Origin of the sequence: Pseudomonas trivialis, from assembly GCF_001439805.1 — a bacterium.
GTDB classification, from domain to species: Bacteria; Pseudomonadota; Gammaproteobacteria; order Pseudomonadales; family Pseudomonadaceae; genus Aquipseudomonas; species Aquipseudomonas trivialis.
In genome coordinates, this window is the sequence record NZ_JYLK01000002.1 from 306,467 (window position 1) to 328,816 (window position 22,350).

General features: G+C 59.7%; 22 protein-coding genes, 4 tRNA genes and 1 pseudogene. 9 read left to right on the forward strand and 18 right to left on the reverse strand.

The genetic code is table 11. The annotated features are described in order from the left end of the window. The first annotated feature begins 62 nt into the window (after positions 1-62). The 7 genes from TU79_RS04775 to pdxR all read left to right on the forward strand — a co-directional run bounded on the left by TU79_RS04775 (position 63) and on the right by pdxR (position 6,773). A complete protein-coding gene (locus tag TU79_RS04775) occupies positions 63-1,271 on the forward strand; it encodes a type II secretion system F family protein (protein ID WP_057006946.1) in 1,209 nt (402 codons plus the stop codon). Continuing rightward, positions 1,268-2,134: a prepilin peptidase gene (locus TU79_RS04780; protein WP_057006947.1), complete on the forward strand. Its 867-nt coding sequence runs from the start codon at positions 1,268-1,270 to the stop codon at positions 2,132-2,134. Before TU79_RS04775 ends, TU79_RS04780 begins: the two co-directional genes overlap by 4 nt. After that, a complete protein-coding gene (gene coaE, locus TU79_RS04785) occupies positions 2,131-2,754 on the forward strand; it encodes a dephospho-CoA kinase (protein ID WP_057006948.1) in 624 nt (207 codons plus the stop codon). Before TU79_RS04780 ends, coaE begins: the two co-directional genes overlap by 4 nt. Continuing rightward, on the forward strand, positions 2,751-2,951 hold the full coding sequence (gene yacG, locus TU79_RS04790) for a DNA gyrase inhibitor YacG (RefSeq protein ID WP_057006949.1): 201 nt from the start codon (positions 2,751-2,753) through the stop codon (positions 2,949-2,951). Before coaE ends, yacG begins: the two co-directional genes overlap by 4 nt. A 55-nt stretch (positions 2,952-3,006) precedes the next feature. Further along, the gene (locus tag TU79_RS04795) at positions 3,007-3,636 is read left to right on the forward strand and encodes a DUF1780 domain-containing protein (protein ID WP_057006950.1); all 630 of its coding nucleotides are present in this window, start codon (positions 3,007-3,009) and stop codon (positions 3,634-3,636) included. Between the two features lie 140 nt (positions 3,637-3,776). Then, positions 3,777-5,075: an NAD(P)/FAD-dependent oxidoreductase gene (locus TU79_RS04800; protein ID WP_057006951.1), complete on the forward strand. Its 1,299-nt coding sequence runs from the start codon at positions 3,777-3,779 to the stop codon at positions 5,073-5,075. A 282-nt stretch (positions 5,076-5,357) separates the two neighbouring features. Continuing rightward, the gene (gene pdxR, locus TU79_RS04805; protein ID WP_069665386.1) at positions 5,358-6,773 is read left to right on the forward strand and encodes a MocR-like pyridoxine biosynthesis transcription factor PdxR; all 1,416 of its coding nucleotides are present in this window, start codon (positions 5,358-5,360) and stop codon (positions 6,771-6,773) included. 9 nt (positions 6,774-6,782) lie between these two features. Here pdxR and TU79_RS04810 read toward each other — a convergent pair whose 3' ends face one another. The 14 genes and pseudogenes from TU79_RS04810 to TU79_RS04880 all read right to left on the reverse strand — a co-directional run bounded on the left by TU79_RS04810 (position 6,783) and on the right by TU79_RS04880 (position 19,797). Further along, positions 6,783-7,172, reverse strand: a complete 390-nt coding sequence (locus TU79_RS04810) for a RidA family protein (RefSeq protein ID WP_057006952.1) — start codon at positions 7,170-7,172, stop codon at positions 6,783-6,785. Continuing rightward, positions 7,169-7,603, reverse strand: coding sequence for an acyl-CoA thioesterase (locus TU79_RS04815; protein WP_057006953.1), 435 nt, complete (start codon positions 7,601-7,603; stop codon positions 7,169-7,171). The genes TU79_RS04810 and TU79_RS04815 overlap by 4 nt, the downstream gene beginning before the upstream one ends. 21 nt (positions 7,604-7,624) lie before the next feature. Continuing rightward, complete coding sequence (locus TU79_RS04820) at positions 7,625-8,230, reverse strand: anthranilate synthase component II (protein WP_057006954.1); 606 nt, start codon at positions 8,228-8,230, stop codon at positions 7,625-7,627. Further along, positions 8,211-9,734: an anthranilate synthase component I family protein gene (locus TU79_RS04825; RefSeq protein WP_057006955.1), complete on the reverse strand. Its 1,524-nt coding sequence runs from the start codon at positions 9,732-9,734 to the stop codon at positions 8,211-8,213. The genes TU79_RS04820 and TU79_RS04825 overlap by 20 nt, the downstream gene beginning before the upstream one ends. Further along, entirely contained in the window at positions 9,728-11,353 is a 1,626-nt protein-coding gene (locus TU79_RS04830) for an AMP-binding protein (protein ID WP_082638353.1), read from the reverse strand. Before TU79_RS04830 ends, TU79_RS04825 begins: the two co-directional genes overlap by 7 nt. A gap of 73 nt (positions 11,354-11,426) precedes the next feature. After that, on the reverse strand, positions 11,427-12,635 hold the full coding sequence (locus TU79_RS26410; protein WP_197675635.1) for an iron-containing redox enzyme family protein: 1,209 nt from the start codon (positions 12,633-12,635) through the stop codon (positions 11,427-11,429). Positions 12,636-12,714: 79 nt separating this feature from the next. Then, positions 12,715-13,926, reverse strand: coding sequence for an MFS transporter (locus TU79_RS04845; protein ID WP_057006956.1), 1,212 nt, complete (start codon positions 13,924-13,926; stop codon positions 12,715-12,717). A 33-nt stretch (positions 13,927-13,959) separates the two neighbouring features. Further along, the gene (locus TU79_RS04850) at positions 13,960-15,018 is read right to left on the reverse strand and encodes a 2Fe-2S iron-sulfur cluster-binding protein (protein ID WP_069665390.1); all 1,059 of its coding nucleotides are present in this window, start codon (positions 15,016-15,018) and stop codon (positions 13,960-13,962) included. A 17-nt stretch (positions 15,019-15,035) separates the two neighbouring features. After that, positions 15,036-15,566: a 1,2-phenylacetyl-CoA epoxidase subunit PaaD gene (gene paaD / locus TU79_RS04855; protein WP_057006958.1), complete on the reverse strand. Its 531-nt coding sequence runs from the start codon at positions 15,564-15,566 to the stop codon at positions 15,036-15,038. After that, on the reverse strand, positions 15,560-16,330 hold the full coding sequence (gene paaC / locus TU79_RS04860) for a 1,2-phenylacetyl-CoA epoxidase subunit PaaC (protein WP_057006959.1): 771 nt from the start codon (positions 16,328-16,330) through the stop codon (positions 15,560-15,562). Before paaC ends, paaD begins: the two co-directional genes overlap by 7 nt. Continuing rightward, on the reverse strand, positions 16,327-16,611 hold the full coding sequence (gene paaB, locus TU79_RS04865) for a 1,2-phenylacetyl-CoA epoxidase subunit PaaB (protein ID WP_139136803.1): 285 nt from the start codon (positions 16,609-16,611) through the stop codon (positions 16,327-16,329). Before paaB ends, paaC begins: the two co-directional genes overlap by 4 nt. Continuing rightward, positions 16,601-17,578, reverse strand: a pseudogene (gene paaA / locus TU79_RS04870) (1,2-phenylacetyl-CoA epoxidase subunit PaaA). The gene paaB and the pseudogene paaA overlap by 11 nt, the downstream one beginning before the upstream one ends. Continuing rightward, positions 17,575-19,311: a class I adenylate-forming enzyme family protein gene (locus tag TU79_RS04875; protein ID WP_057006961.1), complete on the reverse strand. Its 1,737-nt coding sequence runs from the start codon at positions 19,309-19,311 to the stop codon at positions 17,575-17,577. The pseudogene paaA and the gene TU79_RS04875 overlap by 4 nt, the downstream one beginning before the upstream one ends. 30 nt (positions 19,312-19,341) lie before the next feature. Beyond that, a complete protein-coding gene (locus TU79_RS04880; RefSeq protein WP_057006962.1) occupies positions 19,342-19,797 on the reverse strand; it encodes a hypothetical protein in 456 nt (151 codons plus the stop codon). A 300-nt stretch (positions 19,798-20,097) separates the two neighbouring features. Between TU79_RS04880 and TU79_RS04885 the strand changes: the two genes are divergently transcribed. Then, complete coding sequence (locus tag TU79_RS04885; protein ID WP_057006963.1) at positions 20,098-20,826, forward strand: NAD-dependent epimerase/dehydratase family protein; 729 nt, start codon at positions 20,098-20,100, stop codon at positions 20,824-20,826. 92 nt (positions 20,827-20,918) lie between these two features. Next, positions 20,919-21,719, forward strand: a complete 801-nt coding sequence (locus TU79_RS04890; protein ID WP_057006964.1) for an isocitrate lyase/PEP mutase family protein — start codon at positions 20,919-20,921, stop codon at positions 21,717-21,719. Positions 21,720-21,801: 82 nt separating this feature from the next. Here TU79_RS04890 and TU79_RS04895 read toward each other — a convergent pair. From TU79_RS04895 to TU79_RS04910, 4 genes are all read right to left on the reverse strand, one after another. Then, a tRNA-Pro gene (locus TU79_RS04895) sits at positions 21,802-21,878 on the reverse strand. A gap of 94 nt (positions 21,879-21,972) precedes the next feature. Continuing rightward, positions 21,973-22,048: transfer RNA gene (locus TU79_RS04900), tRNA-Lys, on the reverse strand. A gap of 5 nt (positions 22,049-22,053) precedes the next feature. Beyond that, a tRNA-Pro gene (locus tag TU79_RS04905) sits at positions 22,054-22,130 on the reverse strand. Between the two features lie 9 nt (positions 22,131-22,139). After that, a tRNA-Asn gene (locus TU79_RS04910) sits at positions 22,140-22,215 on the reverse strand. Positions 22,216-22,350: the final 135 nt, after the last annotated feature.

Here is a 22,350-nt window from a genome sequence, read left to right on the forward strand (position 1 = left end):
CTGCACGCGTCATTCCTGTGCCTAAGCTGTAAGTCTCAACGACGTGAGTACGGACCCGTGACATGAACAACGCTTCAACGACGTACGACTGGGAAGGCATCAATCGCAAAGGGCGCAGAGTGTCGGGGCAGACCACAGCGCACAACCCTGCGCTGGTCAAGGCGCAGCTGCGCCAGCAGGGGATCAGCCCTGGCCGTGTGCGTAAAAAGCACCCAGGGCTGCCAGGCCTCGCCCAGCGGATCAAACCGTCGGATATAGCGCTTTTTACCCGCCAGTTGGCCACGCTGCTCAAGGCGGGAATCGCGCTGTTACAAGCCTTCGACATCATCAGCGAAGGCTTTGAGAATCGACAGATGCAGGCGCTGGTCAGGGGTTTGAAACAGCAGGTTGCCGCTGGTAACAGCCTGGCGCAGGCATTGCGTAAACAGCCACGCCACTTCGACGACTTGTACTGCAACCTGATAGCGGCTGGCGAGCAGGCGGGCGCACTGGAAACGCTGCTGGAGCGCGTGGCCGTCCATCAGGAAAAGACTGAGCAACTCAAGGCCAGGATCAGGAAGGCGATGACCTACCCCAGCGCCGTTATCGTGGTTGCCAGCGTCGTGTGCAGCGTGTTGCTGATCCACGTGGTGCCACAATTCGAGCAATTGTTCGCCGGGGTCGACGGCACGTTGCCTGGTTTTACCCTGCAGGTCATCGCGCTGTCGGCGTTCATGCAGCAAGCCTGGTGGCTCATTGCACTGGGGCTGGCGGTGGTTTTTTTCGGGGCGCGCCATGCCTGCCTTACCTCACCTGGATTCCGTCATTGGCTGGATGCCGGTGTATTGAAGCTTCCCCTGGCAGGTACACTGCTGAAAAAATCCGCAGTCGCCCGCTATGCCCGCACGCTTTCAACCACCTTCGCCGCCGGTGTGCCGTTGGTGCAAGCCCTGGAGTCCGTGGCTGGCGCGGTGGGCAATGGGCTGTTCAAACAGGCGATAGAGCATATGCGTCACGATGTATCCACGGGCATGCAACTTCATCAGTCCATGGCGAACAGTGGACTGTTCCCGCGCATGGCCATCCAGATGACCGCCATCGGCGAAGAATCCGGCACCCTCGAGCGCATGCTCGAAAAGGTGGCGAGCCACTACGAATCCGATGTGGATAACCAGGTGGACAATCTCACCAGTCTGATGGAACCGTTGATCATGGTGGTGCTGGGCGGCATCGTCGGGTCGCTGGTGATTGCCATGTACCTGCCGGTGTTCCAGCTGGGTACGGCGTTTTGAACCTGCTGCTGATAGAGCAGCCCTGGGCCTTCGTCACCCTGGCGGTGGTACTCGGTCTTGTCGTCGGCAGTTTCCTCAATGTGCTGGTGTGGCGCCTGCCAACGATGCTCGAACAGGACTGGCGCGAACAGGCCCGCGAGATGCTCGGCTTGCCCGTGGAGCCCGCCGGGCCGACGTACAACCTGATGCACCCGAATTCCTGCTGCCCTCATTGCGCTCGACCGATCAGGCCCTGGGAAAATATTCCGCTGCTCAGCTACCTCATGCTCAAGGGACGCTGCGCCCATTGCCATCAACCGATCAGTGCGCGCTATCCACTGACCGAACTGGCATGCGCCGTGGTCTCGGCCGTGGTCGCGTGGCATTTCGGTTTCGGTTGGCAGGCAGGCGCCGCGCTGGTGTTGAGCTGGGGATTGCTGGCGATGAGCCTGATCGACGTGGATCATCAATTGCTGCCGGACGTGCTGGTGCTGCCCCTGCTATGGCTGGGACTGATCGGCAACAGCTTCGACCTGCTGGTGACACTGCACGAGGCGTTCTGGGGTGCGGTGCTTGGCTATATGAGCCTGTGGACGGTGTTCTGGTTGTTCAAACGGGTGACTGGCAAGGACGGCATGGGCTACGGCGACTTCAAGTTGCTGGCACTGATCGGCGCCTGGGGCGGCTGGCAAATCCTGCCGATAACGCTGTTGCTTTCATCGCTGCTGGGCGTGATCGCGGGGCTGATCCTGATGCGCCTGAACAAGACCCAGGCCTCCACGCCGATACCGTTTGGTCCTTATCTGGCAATTGCTGGCTGGATTGCGCTGCTCTGGGGTGGTCAAATAACCGACTTCTATTTGCAGTTCGTCGGTTTCAGATGACCTCTTCTGTGGCAACACCCTGGATTCTCGGCCTCACCGGCGGCATCGGCAGCGGTAAAAGCGCGGCGGCCCAGCACTTTATCGACCTGGGCATCGACCTGGTCGACGCCGACCACGCCGCCCGCTGGGTGGTCGAGCCCGGTCGCCCGGCGCTGGCACGCATCGCCGAACACTTTGGTGCCGGCGTGTTGATGCCCGACGGCAAGCTGGACCGTGCCGCGTTGCGCAAGCTGATCTTTGAGGTTCCCGAACAACGCCTGTGGCTGGAAGCCCTGCTGCACCCGCTGATCGCCGAGGAAATCCGCAGCCACCTGGCGCGTGCGCGGTCCCCCTACGCCATCCTGGTGTCGCCGCTGCTGATCGAATCCGGGCAGTACAGCATGACCCAGCGCATCCTGGTGATTGACGTGCCGCAATCGCTGCAGATTCAGCGTACCCTGCAGCGCGACGGCATCAGCGAGCAACAGGTGCAGGCGATTCTCAAGGCCCAGTCCAGCCGCGAAGACCGCCTGAACCATGCCGATGACGTGCTGGTCAATGACCAGGACCTCGCCTGGCTGCACGGCGAGGTCGAGCGACTGCACCACTTTTACCTTACTTTGCGTGGAGGCCGATCATGAGCCAACCCTTGACCGTCGACTGCCCAACCTGCGGCGCCCCCGTGGAATGGAAAGCGAGCAACCTCAACCGGCCGTTCTGCTCGGACCGCTGCAAACTCATCGACCTGGGCGCCTGGGCTGCCGAAGAGCACAAGATTCCGGTGGCGCCGGATGCCGAAGACGAGCTGTTCTCCGAGGATCTGCCGCCGCGACACTGAGGTCACATAAAAGCGGGACTTCCTGCGATCATCGTTTGAACGCTAAGCTGCAGGCATGGACGACTCAGATTATTTGCGCCTGCTCACCGTGGCGGCCGAACAAGCCAATGCTTTCCTGTCCAATGCGCGCAAATGGGAGCGTGAGCGTTGGGTCTGCCAGCGCCTGCTGCAAGGCCTGAACGTGCCCTACCGTGCCGAAGAGTTTCACGCCGCCGGGCAGGAACCACCGGATGTGCTGTTTCGCGACGCCAGTTTCGAGGTGTTTTTCGTGCTCGATGAGGGACGCCGTCTTAACGATGAGTGGCGCGATGAATTGCTGCGCAGGCGCAGTGCGTTTTCCCTCAGCCAATTGGTGCGGCGCGAAGCCAAGCCGCGACGCATTCCCGCCCATGAGTTCCTGCTGCGTCTGGCGCCGACATTGCGCAAAAAAGCGCATAACTATAAAGAGCGCGGCATGGACCTGGGCGAGCTGGACATCGTCGCGTTCACCAGCCTCAAGCGCGAAGTGCTGGACCTCAACAGCCATTTCCCTCCGCCAACCGAATACCTGCGCCAGGGCTGGCGCTCACTGTCGCTGGTAGGGCCCACGTTTGCCCGCGTGCTGTTCGCCCAGCCGGACGCCCCGGATTTCTTGCGCAACAATCTGGGGCGCAGCATAGTGTTCGATGTGGGCATCAGCCTCTGAGACCGCGCCTGTAACGTGGCGCCCAGTTGCAACGTCTACCAGAATGCCTATCCGCCCTTTTGAGTTACCTGACGCTATGAGCTGCCTGGCGCTCGCGAGGGTAACGGCTCCGATTTCCTTTAGCCTTGCGAGATACCCCCATGACTCATCGTATTATCATCGTCGGCGGCGGCGCCGGCGGCCTGGAGTTGGCTACCCGCCTGGGCAAGACTCTGGGCAAACGCGGTACCGCCAGCGTCACGCTGGTGGACACCAACCTGACCCATATCTGGAAACCGCTGCTGCATGAAGTGGCTGCCGGCTCCCTGAACTCTTCGGAGGACGAACTCAATTACGTCGCCCAGGCCAAATGGAATCACTTCGAGTTCCAATTGGGCCGCATGAGCGGGCTGGACCGTGAGCAGAAGAAAATCCAGCTGGCTGCCACCCTCGACGAAGAAGGTCGCGAACTGGTACCGGCACGGGTGCTGGGCTATGACAGCCTGGTGATTGCAGTGGGCAGCACCACCAACGATTTCGGCACCGAGGGCGCGGCGCAGCACTGTTTGTTTCTCGACACTCGCAAACAGGCCGAGCGTTTCCACCAGCAGTTGCTCAATCACTACCTGCGCGCCCATGCCGGGCAGACCGATGCCGTTGAGCAGATCAGCGTGGCCATCGTTGGCGCCGGCGCCACGGGAGTGGAGCTGGCCGCCGAGCTGCATAACGCCGCCCATGAACTGGCCGCCTATGGCCTGGACCGCATCAAACCGGAAAACATGCACATCACCCTGATCGAAGCCGGACCTCGGGTCTTGCCGGCGCTGCCGGAACGCATCGGCGCGCCTGTGCATAAAACCCTGGAGAAGCTCGGCGTGACGGTGCTGACCAATGCAGCGGTGAGCGAAGTGACCGCTGACGCATTGATCACCAGCAGCGGCCAGGCGATTCCCGCAAGCCTCAAGGTGTGGGCAGCCGGCATTCGCGCACCGGCCTTCCTCAAGGAGATTGATGGGCTGGAGACCAACCACATCAACCAGTTGCAAGTATTGCCAACCTTGCAGACCACCCGCGATGAAAACATCTTCGCCTTCGGTGACTGCGCCGCCTGCCCTCAACCTGGCACCGACCGCAACGTGCCGCCCCGCGCACAAGCAGCGCACCAGCAGGCGTCGTTGCTGGCCAAATCGTTGAAGCTGCGCATCGAAGGCAAGGACCTGCCCACCTACAAGTACACTGACTACGGGTCACTGATCTCGCTGTCGCGGTTTTCGGCGGTGGGTAATTTGATGGGCAATTTGACCGGCAGCGTGATGCTGGAGGGCTGGCTGGCGCGCATGTTCTATGTGTCGCTGTACCGCATGCACCAGGTGGCGCTGTATGGGTTCTTTCGTACGGCGATGTTGATGCTGGGCAGCAAGATCGGGCGGGGCACGGAGCCGCGCTTGAAGCTGCACTGACGTTATCCGCACAGGAGCGAGCTTGCTCGCTCTCTGCCCGCTAATGCCCTGCTGACGGCATGAATGGTTCAATACAGGCGACGACCGGCGGGAATAATGCGCTTTAAGCGCCATTCTTATTCGATAAAGCTATAAAAAAACAGAAGTTGCGCACTTTAGATCGTAATAATAAGATACAATTCACGGGTTTCGTTATCGCTCGACATCCGTGCCCACGCGGATTTTGTGAGCCCGAAACGGGTCGGACATGGGCGGCAATCGGCAGAGTTAATAAGGCAGATCATGGAAAGACCAAGCCTGTATAGACAAGTTTATTCCAGAATCGCCAGATCCATTTACCAGGAGACTTTAAGACCTGGGCAGCGAGTTCCCTCCATACGTTCGCTGGCAAGCGAGTTGAACGTGTCAAGGAACACCGTTGAAATTGCCTACAACATGCTCATGAGCGATGGATATCTGGAAGCCCGCGGTCAGGCGGGCACCTACGTTTCAACAACGCCCTCCATAAGAAAACCCCAGCAGGGACACCCCCAAACTTCAAAGCCACTCATAAAGAGTACCGGCCCTGGCGCGCGGCATGAAAAGGCAGTGCCAGACAGCCCACTCTTTTATCAGTTGGGTTTACCGGCACTGGACCTGTTCCCGCACAAGTTGTGGTCCAGTTTGAGCGCCAGGCAAATGCGGCTGCAGAACAGGATGCTCAACTATCCAACCCCGACAGGCTATCAACCGCTCAGAGACAGCGTATGCGCCTACCTTCAACTATCGAGGGGAGTGGATTGTTCGCCGGAGCAGGTATTCATCACGGCGGGCTATCAAGGCGCACTCAGACTGGTAGGCCGCACGCTGATAAAACCCGAGGACGAGGTGTGGATAGAAGATCCGTGTTTCCCGCCTAACCGTCACTTGCTGACGCAGATGGGCGCCAAACTTGTACCCGTACGCGTGGACGAAGAGGGCCTCAGAGTGGAGGACGGAAAAGCCCGCGCCCTGCATGCGAAGTTCGCACTGGTCACACCCGCGCATCAAAGTCCGCTCGGCGTCACGTTATCCCTTAAACGGCGATTTGAACTATTGGCATGGGCCACTCACAACGACGCCTACATCATTGAAGACGACTATGACAGTGAATATTGCTATGACGCGCGGCCGCTGCCGGCACTGTCCAGCCTGGACGCGAATGGCAAGGTGCTGTACCTGGGTACATTCAGCAAAGTGCTGAGTCCGTCATTAAGGCTTGGTTATCTCGTCGTTCCCAAAAAGCTGGTTTCAGTATTTGAAAATGCGTGCCATCAACTCAACGATGGCTGTCCATTGTTGAGCCAGGCTGTTGTCGCCGAATTCATGCAAAATGGTTATTTCGCCCGACACTTGCGCAAGATGCGAGCGGCTTACTCACAACGAAGAACCCTGGTAATCGACAGCCTCACGGCAGAGTTTGGCGGGCGAGCAACGTTCAGCGCCCCGGCGACAGGATTGCATCTCCTGGCCAGGCTCGCTCCGGAAGACGACGACCAACTGATGGCGCAGCGTGCCCGTGACAACCAGTTCGGCATAGCGTCATTGTCGGCACGCAGCATCGAACATGATTGTGGAAAAGGGCTGCTATTGGGATTTGCCAATATCGCTACGCCGGAGCAGGCCGCCAGTCTGGCTCGACAACTGCGCTTGAGTGTGGAGCCACACCGGCAACGTTGATGACCCGCGTTAGTCAGGAATAACCGCCATGGCCTCAATCTGCACTTTGGCGCCCTCCACCATCAAACCTTGCACCTGGAAAGCGCTCATGGGTGGGTAATGCCCTATTAACGTCTTGTAAACGAGCCCTACTTCACGACCTTCGGAAAAATAGGCATCCCGATCACTGACATACCAGGTGAGACGAACCAGATGCTCCGGACGAGCGCCCGCCTCTGCCAGCACCGTGACTATGTTACGCAGCGCCTGTATCGCCTGCTCTGCGTACCGATCACTGACCAGACGGCTCTGAGCGTCCCAGCCGAACTGGCCAGACAGGCAAATCAGCGTCCCGCGTGCGACAATACCGTTTGCGTAGCCACGCGGACGATCCCAGCCGGGTGGTTGAAGGATATTCATAAGGCACCCTCGGCCACGGGAATAAAGTGACCCACCGAACGGCGAATATCTGCCGGTATTGGCGTGGACGTTCCGTCCGTCAAGCAGGTTTGGACCATCGTTTGTTGGCTGCGCATGCGCAAAGCGCCGTTGACATGCCCTTCGATAACAACAGTCAACGAGCTTCGACCCAGGCGCTCAACGCGTAAATCAAATGTCAGCTGGTCTCCATGACGCGAGGGCGCTGTAAATTCACAGTTCAGTTTTACCAGCGGAAGTCCCAACTGGCGCTTACCGATAAGGTCAGAGAAATCGATGTTCAAGCCTTCGGTAAACCAGTCCTCCACAAGCCAGTTTGTTAACACCAGATATTGGGGAAAGTAAACGATGCCTGCCGGGTCGCAGTGTTGAAAACGGATCAGATAGGTTTTGGAGAAATGCGGATTTTCCATGATGTGTTCCACGGGGTCTGTTCAGGCAACAGTGCGAAGGGCCTGACCCTGCGCAACCTGTTGGAGGTAATTTGCCAACATCGTCATGCCGGTTGGCGTCATCAATGACTCGGGGTGAAACTGCAGGCCATAAATGGGCAGTTCCCTGTGACGCAGCGCCATAATTTCGCCCCGCTTGCCGTCCTGATCCAGGACGTGTGCCGTCGCCACCAACTCACTCGGCAACTCGCCGGCAACTAACGAGTGATACCTCGCCACTTGCAACTCTGTCGGCAATCCCTCGAACAGATCGCGTCCGTCATGACAGATACGCGACACCTTGCCATGTAACACCTCGCGGGCACGGCGCACTTCGCCGCCAAAAGCTGCGGTAATACTTTGATGCCCCAGGCAGATGCCCAGTATCGGTAAACGCTGTGCGAAGTGTTTGATGGCTGACAGCGATATACCCGCCTCGGCGGGCGAACAGGGACCCGGCGAAATGATCAGCGACTCGGGCTTCATGTCCTCTATCTGTTGCAGTGAAATATCATCGTTACGGCGCACGTCTATATCGGCGCCGAGCATGCGCAGATATTGCACAACGTTATAGGTAAAAGAATCGTAGTTATCGATCATTAAGTGCATACGCTACCTCCTGGTAGGGCGTGGCCGTTTTGCTCCGCGCTGCTGCGACGCGAATGATCTGGCTTTTTTCAATGGTCTCCTGCCATTCCCGTTCGGCCACTGAGTCTTGCACCACGCCCGCGCCCGCCTGCACGTAAAGACGCCCCTCATGCAGAAGTCCCGTTCGAATGGCGATGGCGAGGTTGGCCCGGCCACTCCAGTCCAGGTACCCGATCGCTCCCCCATAAACGCCTCGGGCGTGCGGTTCAAGTTCGGCGATGATTTCCAGTGCGCGCACCTTCGAGGCACCGCTGAGCGTGCCTGCCGGAAAGAGGCTCTTGAGCAGTTCCAGGCCGCTGACACTGTCGGGCACGTCGCCAATAACCGTAGAAACGATGTGCATGACATGGGAGAAATATTCGACGTCCAATAGTTGCGACACTTGCACGCTCCCGACGCTGGCAAGGCGGCCCAGGTCATTGCGTGACAAATCCACAAGCATCATGTGCTCGGCCACTTCCTTGGGGTCGGCCAGTAGTTCTTCCTTGAGCCGAGCGTCTTCGGCCGCCGAATCGCCGCGGCGCCGAGTACCTGCCATTGGCCGGGTCGTGACCCGTTGGCCGGCTTGTCGGAACAGCATCTCCGGAGACGCGCCGACCACCTGGTGATCACCCAGGTTCAGCAGATAGCGATACGGCGTATGCCCCAATTGCGCCAGTGAGCGATACAAACTGATCGCATCCTGCTCGAAGGGCTGGCTCATGCGTTGGGACAGGACAACCTGCATCACATCGCCCGCCGCAATGTAGTCCTTGATGCGCGTCACAGCCTCAATGAAGGCTGGCCGTGGGAAGGACGATTCGGCCTCTGAAAGCGGGGTGGGCGCTGCCCGCGTGCTCGGTGCGCTCGGGACAAGCAGAGGACGAACACGGGCCACCAGTTGATTGAGTCGATCCTGCCCTGCCTGATAGTCGCCAAGCGCCCTGGGCCGTTCATGCACGATGCAATAAATCTGCTGCTCGACATGGTCCAGTACGATCAAGTCGGTGCTGATCAACTGCAGCACGTCGGGAAGACCGAAGCCCGAAGGTTTGCGAGGCGCGTTGCGCAAGCGAGGTTCGATAAGCCGCGTCGTCTCAAAGCCAAAATAGCCGAAGAAGCCGCCGCTGAATGGCGGCAGGCCAGGGCACTGAGGAATGCGGAACTCATCCTGCAGCGCAGAGAACGCTGCCAGTGGGTCTGGCGACTCGGTGACGCTAGCCAGTTGCCCGTCGCTGTAAACACGCATGACACCTTCGTCCAGTTCTACACGCTGCCTGCAAGGCAGGCCGATCACAGAGCAGGTCTGCGCGTACGTACCTTGCTGCCACTGCCCCGTCTCGAACAGGTAATCCTGACCCCGGTTGGCCAGCGCCTCATACAGCGAAAGCGCCTGAACGCCTGCCGGCAAAGTCAACTGTTGCCAAAGTGGAACGTGGCTATAACCTGCGTCGCCGTAAGCAAAAAAATCTTCAGGACTCAACATGCGGGGGTCTCCACTTCTCTACGCAGCAACTGATCGGCCATGTGCGCCATCGCCCTGCGGTCAGGCTTGCCGTTGCGGTTCAAAGGTAGTTCGTCAAGCCATGCAATACGAACCGGGCGCTTGTAGCTCTCCAGCTGCGTTTGCAGGATGTTTTCGATGCGGCCTGTCAGATCGTTTACCGCACCCGAGGCTCGCACCAACAGCACTGGGCGACACTCATCCTCGGTGCAACCCGCCACCAGATAACAATCGCGCAGCTCTGGCAGCCGGCTGATCAGCAGATTTTCGACTTCCACGGGCACCACCCAGCGACCGAAGACCTTGAAACGGTCATCTTCTCGGCCATGAAAGCTCAGTAGCCCCTGCCGGTCCTGGCTGAATAGATCGCCGGTGCGGTACCAGCCGTCGTTGAAGCGCTCTGCCTGATCGTCCGGGCGCTCCCAGTAGCCCACGGCCATGCCGGGCGCCTTGACCAGCAGCACGCCACACTCACCGGGTACGACACTCTGGCCGCCTGCGTCCACAATCCGTGACTCCCAGCCCGGCAACATGCGCCCGACCTTGCCAGGGTGCTGGGCATCCGGGTAACTGGTCGCGAACACATGACCCAGCTCGGTCGCACCAATGCCGTCGTGCAAGCCGATTCCAAAGCGCTGCTGCCAGCGCAGGGCGATATTGGCTGGTAGCGGTGCGCCTGCGCTGAAGGCCAGTCGCAGTGCCAGCTCAGTCGGCTCGATTGCCTCGTCCAGCAACATTGCGTACAGCGTCGGCACGGCAAACAATACGCTGGGTCGGTATTGATTCAGCAGGGCGCGCACGCGCTGTGCGCTTGGCCAGGCACTGTCCAGCACCGCACTGGCGCCTGTGTAAAGCGGAAAAAACAGGCTGTTGCCCATCCCGTAACCAAAAAAGGTTTTGGGCACTGAATACAACACATCGTTTTCGCCCAGCCCCAATTGCCTGACGGCGAAATCCTCGCAGCAGGCCAGGATGGAACGGGCACTGTGCAACACGCCCTTGGGTTGACCCGTACTGCCGGAGGTGTACTGGATCAGGGCCGGCGCTCCGGGGTCCTTGAGCGCAAACGCCTGGCAATGAGTCTTCGGCGAGTACGCGCTCAACCAGCCGCTGTAAGCGTCGCCTTCCAGCACATGCAGGCCTGGCGCGCCGCGCCATTGCTCGGCAGCCGCTGAATGGACAAAACACAGTGTCGGCCGGGCATCCGCTACCAACTGAACAACAGCGGCCGCGTCCAGCCTGGGATTGAGCAAGACAGGCAGCGCCCCCATTGCCAATGCGGCGAAGAAGAGGATGGCCAGTTCAGCACCATCGTCGAGTGCGATGAACATGCGGTCATCGACCCTGGCGCCCTTTTGGCACAGCTCAAACGCCTGGACTCGCACTGCCTGGTCCAACTGACGGTAGCTCAATTGAAAACCCGGCCCATGAAAACAGAGGCGGTCGCTGTCGCTGCGGCTCGCGATGAGCCGCGCGGCCAGGTTCACGGGTGCGGGGGCCTGCGCCCTGAAAGGCAGCGTGCCTTCAGGGCCGCTGCTTCCCGTTGCCGAATATTCGGCCTTGCCATTATCGGGATGCCTGGCGGAGGGAGAAATCAGCATGGTCGATCTCAGTCCTGTGGAGTTTCAGAGGCGGAGACTGCCGCGCGCAGTCAATCACGCGGCAGACGGTTTTTCAGGCGTGGACCGGACCCAGTTCTTCGCGCAGCGCGATACCGCCCAGGTTTTGCAGCATGGGAGCGTTTTCACACGCCAGGTACACGCATTCTCCGCCACCGGTATTGACATGCTGATGCTCGGCCCAGACCGGGACGTAAAACGCATCACCGGCACACCACGGCACATTGCGGTCGCCAATGCGTGAATAACCCTCGCCCTGGATCACGTAAATCAGTGTCTCGTAATTATGTCGGTGCAGCCGCGTGGCTTCGGTCACGTCCAACCGTCCCAAAGTCATGCTGATGCTGTGGCTCGGCAGGTCGACGATATGCACCTTGTGTTTTCGCTGGGAAGAGAAGGTTGCGTCGTGTTGATCGCTGGCCTGCATGACCTGGCTGTGGCTGAGCCGTTCAGGCAGGCGTGCCTGCAAACGGTTGGGAACGCGCCAGAAATCGGCAGAGCTGAAGCGACTTGCCTGTTCACGGTGCCCGGTCTCGGCCACCGCCACGACCAACGACTGCGCCCAGATCGCGTCGAACATTGCGATGCGGCAGTCGATCAGTTCGCGGCCAATGCGCCTGGCGAGCGCATGACGCTTTTCGTCGCCCTGAATCAGGCGCTGCATGATCGCCAGCATGGTCAGCGCGTGATCTTCGTCCTCTTCGATGTGCAGCTTGAAAAACTCCGTGACGTCTTCGCCGTAACCCTTGTGCTCCAGGGCCTGAAGGATGGGGCGATAGATCAGCGGAACAATGGCTTCGGCCCCCAGGCACAGGGCGGCCAAGCCCACCAGTGCGTCGCTGTTCTGGCAATGGTCGAGCATGGTGCGCGCCATCGCAGCCGTCTCGGGCAGCGCCGCTTCATCAGCGGTCGACACGCCCAGGACGCGCAATGCACGTTGGTAAAGCTCGGCATGGGTAATACGGTCCTGACCGTCTACACCCATCTCCTCGCGCATGTTATCCATCAACGCCAGCACATCTTCGGCATGCTCCAGCTGCCCCATCAGGGCACACAGGTAGCGCGTGAAATGGCGCGAGTAGTGGCTATGCTGGATCAGCATCGTCTTGAGGGACGCGAGACTGACCTCATTGCGCGCCAGTGCCACGAGCAGCGGGTGTTGAACCAGTCGAGTCAGGTCCTGCTCGACAAGCCAGTCAGACCAGAGCGGGCTGATGCCTGTCAACGACGTTACTTCCTGAGGTTTGATCGCAATAGCTTGCACAGGGGGATCTCCTTGAAAAATCGGACTACAGGGTTGGGGCTGGAAGCAACTTGTTGGGTGCATGTGCACATCGAAAATCTCAGGGACGAGGCTGCTGGGGCAGCACCGGCGACAGTGTGGGGTCTGACTCGTCATGCCCGCTGAACACCAGAAGCCCAAGACCTGCCAGCGTGCAGAACAGCGGAAACAGGTACATGCCCAGCCAGCCAAGGTGGTGCACAGCCACGCCGCCAAGCCATGAGCCAACGGCCGCCCCGAGAAAAAACACGGTCATGTAAAGGCTGTTGAGACGGGAGGCGGCAGCTGGATTGATCGCCAATACCCGCGATTGGGTCAGGGCCTGCACCGACCGAACGGCAATATCGGCAACCACCAGGAATACGACGATCATCACGACATGCGCGCCCATCAAGGCCCCGGCCAGCGAGACGAGCATGAGACCTGTGCCCAGCAGCATGACCACGGCCTGCCATCGCATCTTGCGTTGCAGGTAGTCGGCCAGCATGGGAGAGCGCAATGCCGCCAGTGATGTGAAGGCGAGCAAGCCTGTCTGCGCGGTGCTCCATTGAAGCGTGGTGTGGGTGAGCGAACCCAGGTTGGCCCAAATACCGTTGGACGCCGCAAAGAAGCAGGCCGCGATCAGTGCGAGTCGGCGCAGCGGGGCATGGGCCATCCACAGTCGATATTGCCGGATCAGTATCACGCCATAGCCGATGGGCTCACATGGCGGCACGATGCGCAGGTGCGCACGGATCAAAAGCCCGAGTGTCATCGTAAGCATGCCCACCACCAGATACATGCCACGCCAGCCAACCACCTCCCCACCCCAACCTGCCAATACCCGAGCCAGCAGCAATCCGGCAAAGAGGGAAGACAGCAGACTGCCGATCACAGCTGCCCGCTCGGTGGGCAGACAGGTCCTGGCGCAATGCGCAATCAACAGCTGACCCCCGACTGAAAGCACGCCCGCCACTGCACACAGAACAATCACCACCGTCAGCGTCGGGGCCACCGACAGCAGCAGCAATGTCACGCCGAGCAACAGGAGTGCGCCAGGAATCAATACGCGCGGTGGATGCACATCACCCAGAGGCAGACACAAAACAAGACCCGCGCCGTAGCCCAACTGAGTCGCCAGCGAAAGGCTCCACAGTGCGTCGACTGGCAGGCCGAAAGACGCCGCAATCAGAAAAGTCATTGACTGGTGATACACCACGGCAGCCACGGAGAAACCTGTCGCCAGGCAATACAAGGCCAATACGCCGCGAGACATCGATGTGTCGGAGTTCATTGAGCGGTCTTCCTGAGTGCGGATAAAAGTCACTTAATCGAATGCCAGCTCAAGTGTCGGGGATTGCACGCTGCTCATGCAGGCCAGCACGTAGCCCTGAGCGACTTCCGAAGGTCCCAGCGCATGCGGCGATTGCATCTGCACCTCGCCTTCCAGCACCTTGCAGCGGCAGGTTCCACAGACGCCGGCCTTGCAGCTGTAAGGCGGCGCCAGTCCGGCAGCGAGCATGCTGTCGAGCAAGGAGCTGGCACCCGACGCCAGCCGCAATCGTCGCGTGGCACCGTCAATGCGAACGGTCAGTTGGACCCCGGACGCCGAGACAGTCACACTCGAAGGCGGCCGCACGGCGGGATCGGTGCCGAAACGCTCCTGGCGGATTCGTCCGGCCGGAAACCCTTTGGCCAGCAAGGCCGAGCTGACGCCTTTCATCATGGCGGCCGGACCACATAGATAGACGTGGTCGATGGTGGACACTTGCACGCAACTGGTGAGCAGTGACCCGCAACGGCGCTCATCCAGGCGACCACTGAACAGTTCGACGTCCTGCGGTTCATTGCTGAAAAAGTGAAAAATGGAAAGCCTGGTCAAGTAAGTGTTCTTGAGCTGGCACAAGCGCTCGCGAAATTGCACGGAGGCCAGATCGCGATTGCCATAGACCAGGGTAAAGCGACTGGTTGGCTCATCGCGCAGCGCCGTTTCCAGAATGGACAGAATCGGCGTAATGCCTGATCCGGCCGCAAAGGCGACGTGATGACGTGGGGCGCCGCACGGACTTTCAAGCCCGAAGCTTCCGGTCGGTGGCATTGCTTCGATCACCGCGCCCGCCTGCAGATGCCGATGCGCCCACTGGGAAAACTGCCCGTCGGCGATGCGCTTGATGGCCAACTGTGGGGACCCATCACCCTGCACATTGCACAGCGAATAGGAGCGGCGCAGCTCCTGCCCATCCACCCAGGCGCGCAGTGTCAGGTGCTGCCCCGCCCGATGGGCGAAACGCGCCCGGTGCTCGTGGGGAACATTGAGCGTGAGCACCATGCTGTCCGGGGTATCACGGCGTACGTGGGCGAGCGTCAGAGCAAAGAACTGCGACATGGTCATTCCCTTGAAAGTCAAAAGCTCTTGAAATACTCGAACGGATTACGGCAGGCATCGCAGTGGTAGAGCGCTTTGCAGCGGCTGCCTGAACACGGGTTTTGCAGCCGTGTCTGCGCCGCGCCGCAGTGGGGGCACTGCGGTCGGGGCGCGTCACTGGACGAGGGCCAGAACGTCAAGGTTTGCCACTCTGCGAGCACTGCCAGGGGCGGCGCGATACCCGCAGCGCGCATCTTTTCTCTGCCCAGCGCGGTGACCCACTCGGTGGTCCATGCCGGGTGCAGGCGAGTCTCGATGCACAGCGTCTGAATACCGTTTCGGTGCAGCGCATCACGCACGCTTTGCTCAATTTCACGGCGCGCCGGACAGCCGCTGTAGGTGGGTGTCAGCACCACGTTCAAGGCATCGGGTTGCCAGCGCACTTCGCGGACAATGCCCAGGTCAACGATGGATATGTAGGGCATTTCCGGGTCTGGAATCTCAGCTAACAGTGCCCAGATTCCCGACGTGCCCTGCTCCTGCGTGGCGTCCTGATGAGGGTTCACCATTGAGCCCCCGGATAACTGCGTGCCAGGTGCTGCATTTCCATCAGCAGCCCCACCAGCAATTCGCTGTGCTGGCCGTGTCTGCCACCTTGAACGCTGAGCGCACTCGCCGGGTAAACCAGATTGCCTGCTGCCAGAACCTGCTCCACGTAGGCCTGCCACTGTGGTCGCAGTGCGGCCAGGTCGGCACCTATGCCAAGACGCACCATCTCGTGATCAACCGCGTCCATTGCAAACAGTTCGCCGACGTAGTCAACGCACTGTTCCAGCGCACGCTGAGCGTATCGATGACTGCGCTCGGTACCATCGCCCAGGCGCACTATCCACTGGCTGCTGTGCTGAAGATGGTAGGTGGCTTCCTTGCGCGCCTTGATTGCTATGGCGCTTATGCGCGGCTCCGTGGAGCGGGACAATTCGGTCAGAAGCAGGCAATGCCAGCTATCGAAAAGAAACTGCCGAACCTGGGTGTCCGCGAAGTTACCGTTGGGTTGCTCCACCAACAGCACATGTGTGAATTGATGGGCGTCGCGGTGGTAGGCCAGGTCATCCTCATCGCGAACGGGAACCATGCTGGCGCCGGCGTACTCCAGCCACAGCCTGGCTTGCCCCAGCAGATCGAGCGCGATGTTGCTCAGTGCGACGTCCTCTTCCAGCGTCGGTGCGTGCCCGCACCAGCCACACAGCTGCTGAGACAGGATCAGGGCGTTGTCGCCCAGGCGCAGCAGGTAGTCCGACAACGAGGTGTCGCAGGAGGCCGACAGGTTCATAGATGCTGCACTCCGTCGGGAACCGGGTAATAAGTCGCCTGGCGATAATCCTTGTCGTGAGCGGTTTCGAACCAGGCAGCCTGGTCTTGATCGGCGCTGCTGATCACGTGTTCGGAGGCCACGACCCACAGGCTGACAAACGCATCCCGCCGGGTGTACACGTCGCGCGCGTACTGCAGGGCCATCTGCGAATCACTGGCCTGGACGCTGCCGATATGACGGTGGGCAATACCGTTCTGGCTACGCACGAAAACTTCCCAGGTGTTCAGTTCATTCGGCATGCTCATCACCCCCGTTCGCAGATTGGGCTGCCTGTTTGGCGGCATGGCAGGCAGCGGCCTCGCGAACCCAGGCGCCCTGATCCCAGGAGCGCCGACGGCTGTTGAGGCGATGCCGGTTGCACTGCCCGTTACCCGCAATCACGCGCCGGAATTCAGACCAGTCGATAGGGCCGCTTTCATAGTGGCCCGTGTGCGGGTTCAGGTGCAGATCAGGGTCGGGCACGCTCAAGCCCAGGTGGTGAATCTGCGGGACCGTCTGGTCGATGAATTTCTGACGCAGGGTGTCGTTGGAGTACAGCTTGATGCCCCATTTCATCGATTGCCGGGAATGGGGTGAATCCGCATCCGGCGGACCGAACACCATCAGCGTCGGCCACCACCAGCGATCCAGTGCCTGCTGCGCCATCAGCCGTTGCTCGGGCGTGCCTTCCACCAGCTTGCGGACCAAATCAAAACCCTGGCGATGGTGAAAACTCTCTTCCTGGCAGATGCGCACCATGGCCCGGGCGTAGGGACCATAAGAGCTGCGAGACAGCGGGACCTGATTGACGATGGCAGCGCCGTCGGTCAACCAGCCGATCATGCCAACGTCTGCCTAGGTGAGCGCGGGATAATTGAATATGTTCAGGTACTTCGCGCGCCCGGCCAGAAGCTCCTGATACGCCTCGTCGCGATCGACACCCAGGCTTTCCAGCGCGCTGTAAAGATATTGGGCGTGACCGGCCTCGTCCTGAACCTTGGCCAACAGCACGCATTTACGGTGCAGGCTGGGCGCACGTGTCAGCCAGAAACCTTCGGGCAACATGCCCACGTATTCCGAGTGGGCATGCTGCGAGATCTGGCGCAGCAACGTGCGCCGGTAGCCTTCGGGCATCCAGTCCTGGGACTCGATTTTGTCGCCTCGGTCGATCCGCTGTGCAAACACTGCCTCTGACACAGCACTGTCCTGACTCGATACGGTGCTCATGGCTGCAGATATTCCAGCAGGCTGACCGGCGTCGTCGCCAACGGCGGCTCACGCAGAAACTGGTTCCAGACCAGGTCGCTCAGCACTGAACGGTCGCCCTCGTCAAAGTCGCGCTGCCAGTTCCAGAAGTGCTCACGTATCTGGCGCTTGAGGATCTTTCCGGTCGAGCCGGCCGGCAGCGCATAAGTGTTTGCCAGAATGCCAGCACAGAGGGTGTAGCCTGGCAGCTCGCCTCGTCCCTGGAAGGGGTAGCAGGTCATGGCATGCTGCAGCACCTCATCGGCATCCACACCCGCGTCCTGCCCACGAACCAGTATCAGCACGGCTTCTTCACGGGTAGGTCCGCGGGACACGCCCACGACACTGACGTCGAACACGCCTGGCAGCGCCAGCAAATGCTCTTCGAGCAACAGGGTGTAGACAGAAACGCCAAGGTTGCTCGGCACGGTGTCAACGATGCGGTCAAGGTGAACGAATTCGCCATTGGCCATGCGCAAGCCCACGTCGCCTGTCAGCCAGTAATCGTTCAGCTCAGTCAGCGCCGTGAGATGCGGTTGACCGTAGTAGCCCGGTGTAACCGTGGGGGAGCGCACGCCGAAATAGCCCGCGGTGCCATCCGGCAACAATTCGCCCTGCGCTGAAAGAATGTCGCAGCGGGCATAGCTGGCGGCATGTCCGACGGTACGCTTGCTCGCGACGCTGCCCTCACGAGACACCTTGAAAAACTGCGACATCCCAAGCTCCGAGGCGCCGAACATGTCAGTGAATCGAGCCTCGGGCGCCAGACGCAACAACGCTCGAATATGCGCCTCGTGTGCGGTATCACCGGTGTTGTAGAAACGTTGAATACTGCCTAGGTAGCCATCAGGCAAATTCAGTTCGGCAAGCGAGGCATAACTCTGCGAAAACGCTGTCACGATCGTGGGCTGAAAGCTCGCCAGCATGTGAGCGAGCACCGAACCCGTTTGAGTATTTAGCGACAGGGTTGGCAACTGCAGCATCACGGCCGTCATCAGGTAACTGATACCGGCGGCATGAGTGGGCGGCATGGCGGTGGCCAGTTTGTCGTCGGGGCCTTCCACGAAGCTGCGCAGGCGCTCGCGCTTGCCATTGAAGAATTGTTCATGGCCGAACAACACGGCTTTGGGAATCCCGGTGGTTCCCGAGCTGTGGCACACCATGATGATGTCTTCAGCTTTTCTCGTGACCGGCCAGCCTTGTTCGGGAACCGGCAGACAGGCGACTGGCGAGCCTTCGCGAAAGTGGGCATCCAGCACCGTCAGACCTTCGAGTTCTGTGGTCAGATTCCAGCGCGAGCGGGTCTCCTGATCGCACACAAATATATCGAACCGATTACGTTGTGCGTACAGCGTGGCGATGTCGGCGCGCAGATGCCCGTTGATCAACACGGGAACGCAACCCAACGTGCCCAACGCCAGAAAGTGCAGAAAAGACGGGATGCCATCTCCCAGATACAGACACACGTGACGCCCTGCACTCACCCCGCAGCCCAGGTACCAGCCTGCCAGTTGCTTCACCTGGTGGTGCAGGCTGTCCAGAGAGAATGCCTCGTGCGACTCACCACTGGGCCCCACGAACGCCTTCTCCAGGAACAGAAAATCAGCTTCAAGCCGACCGTAGGCTGCTACCGACTTGGACAGGAAGTTTCCTGCACCAAGTTCCGGATCTGCGAACAATGTGTCCCATGCCTGCTGCTGGGTAATCGGGTTCATCCTTGGATCTCTCGTGTGAAGTGAAATAGCTCAAACGTCTTTCGGGGGCACAGCCACAGGCTCGACGTCGCGCGGTGCGGCGTAGGCCAGATAGAGGAGGAAGGAGCAGGCACTGCAGGTCAGCACACTGAAGTTCAGGGCCAACTTCAGGCTTTGGAACAGCACCATGCTGATGGCGAACACCAGCAACAGGACACCGCTGACCCATGCGGTGCGACGCAGTTGAATGCCTGCCAACAGAAGAATGCCGAGCACTGCTTCCAGAATGTCGACGAACCAGGCCAGCGCCGGCACGGCCATGTCTGGTGCCCATGGCACCAACTTGGCCACGTGCAGATAAAAGCCTTGCATGCTGCCCCACGACACGCCGGGCTGACCCATCGCGCCCCAAAAGCCGAATCGATCGGCAACCGCAGAAAGGAATGCACTGGCTAATGCGACACGGGCAAGGATCAGCGCGAATTTCCAGGAGGGGTATACGGGCATGTCAGCTTCTCATTCTTGACTGGTCGTCCGATTCAGACGCCAGGGTGTCTTCGATGCGGCGACTGTAGGCCGATCTACCTGGCCGTTTAAGGGACAAGATTCGACAACTGGAACACGACAAGAAATCGAATTTGAAACAAGGCTGGGCGCCCGCAGCCTCGGGACTGACAACTCTTGTCATGGGCTGTTTTACGTTTTTTGCCCCTAGGAGAATCACTCACAGCAGCTAGGATGGTTGTCTCTGAAGTGTTGGCCGCAGGCCTGCTTCGTTCCCGATGAATGCTCAAAGAGGTAATTGCAATGTCGCGTAAAGTTCTGGTCGCAGGCGCATCCGGTGTCATCGGTACCGCCTTGATCAAGTTGTTGGTCGAAGCGCAATTCGAGGTGTACGGCACCACGCGTCACAGCGAGAAAGTGAAGGACATCGAAGCGGCAGGTGCAACGGCGGTGGTCGTTGACGTTTACGACGCGAAACGCCTGGAGGAAGCGTTGATTGGCATACAGCCCTGGGGGGTCGTGCATCAACTTACGGATCTGCCACGCGGGCTGAGTCCCGAGCTGATGGCCAAGGCCGTGGAAAACAACGCACGCATCCGCACCGAAGGGACGCACAATCTGGTGGCTGCGGCAAAGGCCGCGGGTGCCAGTCGCCTGGTCGCCCAAAGCATTGCCTGGGCCTACTGCCCAGGCGAAACGCCCTATCTGGAAACCCATCCCCTGGACGTAGAGGCCGAGGGTGCCCGCCGCATAAGTGTGGGAGGCGTGGCAGCATTGGAACATCAGGTACTGAGCGAACCCACACTGCATGGCACGGTTCTGCGTTATGGCCAACTGTACGGGCCCGGCACCGGCACGGATGAGCCCAGCGGTGCAAGTCCCGTGCATGTAAACGCCGCAGCGCGCGCCGCCTTGCTGGCCTTGCAGACAGAGGAAGGGGGTATTTTCAACATTACCGAGGACAATCCAACCGTCAGCAACGAGAAAGCCAAGCGCGTGCTGGGCTGGTCTGCCGAGGTGATAAAGGCTTGATCCTCACAGGTGCGGCGGACGTAAGGACAGCGCCCGCGTCCACCCGCGCCGCCAACACCAATGACCCGTAAAGCTGCACGGAGGTACATAACATGACGTCACTGGACACTGTTTTTCACGATTTGCACAACCAGGGCCTGCTGATTCTGGCCAACGTAAGCGACGCAGGTGGCGCACGGATTGTGGAGTCACTGGGCGCCGCAGCAATCGCCACCACCAGTGCCGGTATGGCATGGTCGAATGGCTACGCAGACGGCAATCAGCTCCCTCTGGCACTGTTGGCCGCCAACGTTGAGTCCATGACGCGGGTGCTGCGTGTGCCGCTGACCGTGGACATCGAAGGCGGATACTCCGACGACCTGCAACACGTTGCACACGTCATCGATGCCGTTGTGGCGGCAGGTGCGGTGGGGATCAATATTGAAGATGGCGTTGGGCCGCCCGAGCAACTGGTGCGCAAAATAAATGTCGCCAGGGAGGTAGCCGAAAAACGCGGCGTTAACTTGTTTGTGAATGCGCGCAGCGATATTTACCTGAAAAACCTTTTGCCCAATGATCGAAAGCTCGAAGAGATCATCAGGCGTGCTGCGCTTTATGCAGAAGCGGGCGCCAATGGCTTGTTCGCCGTCGGGATGCTCGACCCGGCCGAGATAGGGATCCTGTGCAAAGAATCGAGGCTGCCCGTGAATCTTTTGGCGCGTGACGCCCTGCCCGCGCCGGATGAGCTGGCGCGTCTGGGCGTCAGGCGCTTGAGTGCAGGCTCAAGCATCGCGGAATTTCTATACGGAGCAATGGAAGGACTCGCGCGCTCATTTCAGGAACGCGGCAGGCTGGATACGCAGGCACTGAAGGGTTTCACGTATGGGGAGTTGAACGGCTTGATGCCTGAATAGAAAACCCTGGCAGCATCAATTCCCAACTGCCAGATTCAGAGCAAAAAAAAGGCGCCTCATGGAGGCGCCTTTTTTCTGAATATGGTCGGGGTAAGGGGATTCGAACTCCTGACATCCTGCTCCCAAAGCAGGCGCGCTACCGGACTGCGCTATACCCCGGTAAAAAAAAGGCGACCTTTCAGTCGCCTTCTTCGATCAGCGCTTTTGGCCTCTGATCTTAAGATTCGATTCCAGCGCTAACTGGTCTCAAAAATGGTGGGTCGTGTGGGATTCGAACCTACGACCAATTGGTTAAAAGCCAACTGCTCTACCAACTGAGCTAACGACCCAAATATGGTCGGGGTAGGGGGATTCGAACTCCCGACATCCTGCTCCCAAAGCAGGCGCGCTACCGGACTGCGCTATACCCCGGTTTGAAATTGGCTCCGTGACCAGGACTCGAACCTGGGACCCAATGATTAACAGTCATTTGCTCTACCGACTGAGCTATCACGGAACTGCATATTTCAAATTTTACTGCGGTGTAACTTCCTCTTCAGCCCCGTCCGTATCGCTACGTTAGTGCCTCTGAGGCGCGCTATTCTACAATCTTAAAAAACCCTGTCAACCCTTTAAATTGCTTTCAAGACAA

Coding starts and splice junctions, on each gene's coding strand:
- TU79_RS04775 (WP_057006946.1), top strand. CDS start 63: ATGAACAACGCTTCAACGACGTACGACTGGGAAGGCATCAATCGCAAA.
- coaE (WP_057006948.1), top strand. CDS start 2,131: ATGACCTCTTCTGTGGCAACACCCTGGATTCTCGGCCTCACCGGCGGC.
- yacG (WP_057006949.1), top strand. CDS start 2,751: ATGAGCCAACCCTTGACCGTCGACTGCCCAACCTGCGGCGCCCCCGTG.
- TU79_RS04795 (WP_057006950.1), top strand. CDS start 3,007: ATGGACGACTCAGATTATTTGCGCCTGCTCACCGTGGCGGCCGAACAA.
- TU79_RS04800 (WP_057006951.1), top strand. CDS start 3,777: ATGACTCATCGTATTATCATCGTCGGCGGCGGCGCCGGCGGCCTGGAG.
- pdxR (WP_069665386.1), top strand. CDS start 5,358: ATGGAAAGACCAAGCCTGTATAGACAAGTTTATTCCAGAATCGCCAGA.
- TU79_RS04810 (WP_057006952.1), bottom strand. CDS start 7,172: ATGAATATCCTTCAACCACCCGGCTGGGATCGTCCGCGTGGCTACGCA.
- TU79_RS04815 (WP_057006953.1), bottom strand. CDS start 7,603: ATGGAAAATCCGCATTTCTCCAAAACCTATCTGATCCGTTTTCAACAC.
- TU79_RS04820 (WP_057006954.1), bottom strand. CDS start 8,230: ATGCACTTAATGATCGATAACTACGATTCTTTTACCTATAACGTTGTG.
- TU79_RS04825 (WP_057006955.1), bottom strand. CDS start 9,734: ATGTTGAGTCCTGAAGATTTTTTTGCTTACGGCGACGCAGGTTATAGC.
- TU79_RS04830 (WP_082638353.1), bottom strand. CDS start 11,353: ATGCTGATTTCTCCCTCCGCCAGGCATCCCGATAATGGCAAGGCCGAA.
- TU79_RS04845 (WP_057006956.1), bottom strand. CDS start 13,926: ATGAACTCCGACACATCGATGTCTCGCGGCGTATTGGCCTTGTATTGC.
- TU79_RS04850 (WP_069665390.1), bottom strand. CDS start 15,018: ATGTCGCAGTTCTTTGCTCTGACGCTCGCCCACGTACGCCGTGATACC.
- paaD (WP_057006958.1), bottom strand. CDS start 15,566: ATGGTGAACCCTCATCAGGACGCCACGCAGGAGCAGGGCACGTCGGGA.
- paaC (WP_057006959.1), bottom strand. CDS start 16,330: ATGAACCTGTCGGCCTCCTGCGACACCTCGTTGTCGGACTACCTGCTG.
- paaB (WP_139136803.1), bottom strand. CDS start 16,611: ATGCCGAATGAACTGAACACCTGGGAAGTTTTCGTGCGTAGCCAGAAC.
- TU79_RS04875 (WP_057006961.1), bottom strand. CDS start 19,311: ATGAACCCGATTACCCAGCAGCAGGCATGGGACACATTGTTCGCAGAT.
- TU79_RS04880 (WP_057006962.1), bottom strand. CDS start 19,797: ATGCCCGTATACCCCTCCTGGAAATTCGCGCTGATCCTTGCCCGTGTC.
- TU79_RS04885 (WP_057006963.1), top strand. CDS start 20,098: ATGTCGCGTAAAGTTCTGGTCGCAGGCGCATCCGGTGTCATCGGTACC.
- TU79_RS04890 (WP_057006964.1), top strand. CDS start 20,919: ATGACGTCACTGGACACTGTTTTTCACGATTTGCACAACCAGGGCCTG.